Source organism: Dyadobacter sp., assembly GCF_051859145.1.
In the GTDB taxonomy this organism is placed as follows: Bacteria; Bacteroidota; Bacteroidia; order Cytophagales; family Spirosomataceae; genus Dyadobacter.
Genome location: NZ_JBHYGF010000286.1, coordinates 1,488 through 5,232, shown reverse-complemented (window position 1 = coordinate 5,232; position 3,745 = coordinate 1,488). Strand labels below are relative to the sequence as shown.

At 50.3% G+C, this 3,745-nt stretch carries 2 protein-coding genes; both read left to right on the top strand.

Going from position 1 to position 3,745, the window contains the following annotated elements; translation table 11 throughout:
* Positions 1 to 2,875 (top strand): nSTAND1 domain-containing NTPase (locus tag ACTIE6_RS16280; protein WP_439557648.1); only part of this gene is annotated, 2,875 nt, incomplete at its 5' end.
* A gap of 7 nt (positions 2,876 to 2,882) precedes the next feature.
* The coding region (locus ACTIE6_RS16275) for a TonB-dependent receptor (protein ID WP_439557647.1) at positions 2,883 to 3,745 on the top strand (863 nt) is incomplete at its 3' end.

Genomic DNA, 3,745 nt, shown 5'->3' with positions numbered 1-3,745 from the left:
GATGCGCTCCGAAGATCCTGAGTGGGACGAACGTGACGCTGTGCAGCTTGAAAAGGAGTTTTCCAGAAATCCGCAGTCAGCACTTCACCTGCTTTCGACCATTCGCGATCGCAGGGTTTTGCTGGTTATAGACCAGTTTGAGGAGCTTTTCAGGTACGAGCTTGCCGATGATAATACCGGGAAAAGCAGTACTGCCGCATTTGTCCAATTGCTGCTGGCGCTAATCAACCAGCGGCAATTGCCCATTCATGCTGTAATTACCATGCGGTCGGACTATCTCGATCACTGCACGGAGTTTAACGGGTTGACAGAGGTAATTAACAGAGGCTATTACCTGCTGCCCAAAATGAACCCCGCCGAGTTGCAGCAGGTGATTGAGGGGCCGGTAAATGCTTTCGGCGCAACTATCGAGCCTGAACTAGTAGCGACTCTGCTGCGGGAACTTGCCGAAAATCCCGATTACCTGCCCATTCTGCAACATGCATTAATGCGTACCTGGGAGCGCTGGCGCAGTACCAAAGCAAATGCAGTGCCCGTTTCACGCTCGGATTATGAGGCGATCGGGACGATGCAGCAGTCCATTACCATGCACGCGGAAGAAATTTTCACCCAGCAGCTGGATGAAAAACGACGGATTGCAGCGGCAAAACTTTTCAAATCGCTGATCGTGCTCGGGCCGAGCGATACTTCGTCCCTGCACCCCACTGCATTAAAAGAAATCATCCAGATCACCGGGATACCCGACTACCTGCTCATTGATGTGATCATGGTTTTCAGGAAAAATGGGGTATCGTTCCTGACCCCGAAGCCGGGCGTCAAAATTGATCACGATTCCATTATTGATGTTTCGGTTGAAAAAATCCTGACCTTCTGGGACAGGTGCCGGAAGTGGATTGAGGAGGAACTGGAATCTGCCAAACTATACAAACAACTGAGTTATTCAGCCCTTCTCTACCAGGAAGGGCGTACTGGCTTATGGGTGAACCCGGAGCTGGCGATGGGATTGAAGTGGCTGAAAGAAAGCGAGCCTACTTTGGAATGGGCGCAGCGGTATGATCCGTTTTTTGAGCGCGCCATTAATTTTCTCGATTACAGTAAAAAGCAATACGAGCTGGAAGTCAGGCTCAAAGAAGACCGCCAGAAAAAAGAATTACGTAAAGCACGCGTATTTGCATCTGTGCTCGGCGTCAGCTCGCTGGTATCACTGCTTTTCCTGATTATCGCATTGGTACTCCGGACGCAGGCGCAGCAAAGCGAAAAAACGGCTCTCGAAAAGGAAAGTCTCGCATTGGAAGAAAGAAAACGCGCCGAAGACCAGACGCGCGAAGCCATTTCCCAAAAGAAAATAGCCGAGCAGCAAGGTACGTTTGCCGAACTTCAGAAAGCATTGACAGAAGAGCAAAAGGCAATTGCAGTAAGAGAGCAGGAGAAGGCAGTAAAGGAAAGTATAGCAGCCAAAGCAGCGCGGCAAGTGGCTGAGGAACAAAAGGTACAAGCTGATGATGCACGGCGGGCGGCTGTTCAGTCACAAAAAGAAACAGAAGTACAAAAGGAATATGCAGTAAGTGCGCAAAAGGATTCGGAACAGCAGAAAGTACTCGCACAGCGGGCGCAAAAGGAAGCGGAATCGTCGCGTAATGATGCATTGAAACAGCGCTCAAAAGCAGTGGCGCGTTTTATCGCCATTCAATCTTTCCAAATGCCGGCAGGCGACGATCTGGCTGCATTGCTGGCGTTGAAAGCTTATGATTTTAACCTTAAAAATGGCGGAGAGCGTGAAAATCCAGACATTTTTAATGCATTGTCCAAAGCGGCGGGAGCCAAAGCCACGCTGATCGGGCACAATGATATCGTACGGGTAGTGGCCGAGTCGCGGCCTGGTAACCCGACTTTTGCCAGTGCGGGCGACGATGGAGTTGTTAACTTGTGGAACTACCTTGTACCTGCCACCAGGCCTGTCACATTCCGGAACCCGCGGCAGACTTTCAAGAGTATCCGCTCTCTTTATCTCACTCCCGACGGCAAAGCTGCATTTACAGGTTCATCAAATGGGCAGCTTGTACGCTGGGACAATTTTGCACCCGGCAGCGCACCTACCAAAACGCTGGTAGCGCACGACGGGATCATTCTTTCATTGCTAAACAGGGAAGTAAACAGCAAGCCGCGCCTGGTTTCTACCAGCTCTTCGGGACAGGTGAGAATATGGGATATCAGTGAAAAGAAGCTGGATATCATCAAAAACATCAGCCTCGGTGCGGAGATTTCCTGCGTCGCTGCATTGCCCGGCAGCCCGTACCTGTTTTTTGGTACAGGGACGGGCAAGATCATGCGGTTGGATATTGACAAAGCGGATGCAAAACCTACTGAGTATAGCACCGGCAATATGCGCGGCAGGCTGATTTCCATGGCGCTGTCGCCCGACGGCAAGCACCTGTATTTCGGGACAAGTACGGGAATGCTTTACAATGCAAGAATGCAGGGAGACGAACCTGTACCGAATTCCATTTCTGGCACGCAGGGAACGCATACTTCCGGGATTACCAAAATTGCATTCACCCCTGACGGAAGCCGCATTGCAACAGCCTGCTACGACTGGAAAATCCGGATTTGGAGCACGAGAGAAGATCTTTCGAAACAACAGCCTGTGGTACTGAACGATTTCGACTACTGGGTAATGGATATCCGCTTTACCGGCGACGGCAATAAGTTACTGGCGACTGGTGCCGACAAAACGGTGCGTGTATGGGATATCAATTCCGCCGACCTGTTCGCCGAGGTTTCTAAAAAAGTGAAAAGGGATTTGACAGAAGAAGAATGGGACCAATATATCGGCAAGGATATTCCTTACGAAAAGCTATCCCGAAATATCAGATAGGCACGCGATGAAGCAAATTTTACTACTCGTTTTTACCGGCATTCTCACACTTACCCAAAGTGCATTCGCGCAAGGAGATTGCGACGCGTCGGTGATTGTTCCGGAAGCAGACAGAAAGTACAGGACCGGTAATTTCGATGAGGTATTTCAGATATTAAACCCTTGTCTTAAAACAAAATTCTCACCTAACGCGCAAGTACAGGGTTACAAGATCATCGCATTGACTTACCTCGCGCTGGACTCGCTCCCGCAAGCCGCGCAGGCGGTGCGCAACCTTTTGATCGCGAACCAAAACTATGAGCCTGAGTTCTCCGCACTGCCGCAGTTCAAAGACCTGGTGGCGCAGCAAAAGGATCTGATGGACCGCATTATCCAGATTACGTCGGTTTCCAAAAAAGCCGAAAACCTGTTGCAGGTACCTGCTACCGTAACTGTTTTGACGCAGTCTGACATTATCAAAAGAGGATACAAGGACCTGACCCAGATGCTGAGCGACATTCCGGGTTTTGATGTGATCAGGGGCAATGGACCTTCCTACGTCACATTTTACCAGCGCGGGTATCGCTCCACTTCCAACGACCGCACGATTCTGCTGGTTGACGGCGTAGAAGAAAACGACCTGAATTCAGACAATATTCCCATTTCACGTCAGTATGCATTGTCGGATATCGAGCGGGTTGAAGTGATTTACGGACCGGCTTCAACCATGTACGGTGCCAACGCATTTATGGGAGTGATCAACCTGATCACGAAACGATTCCTGGACAAAGAAATGCCGGAAGGCAGGAAAGTGGACGTTTCTGCAACCGGTCAGGTGCGATACGGATCTTTGAACACGAAGCTGGTGGATGGTGTGGTGACGATGCGCAC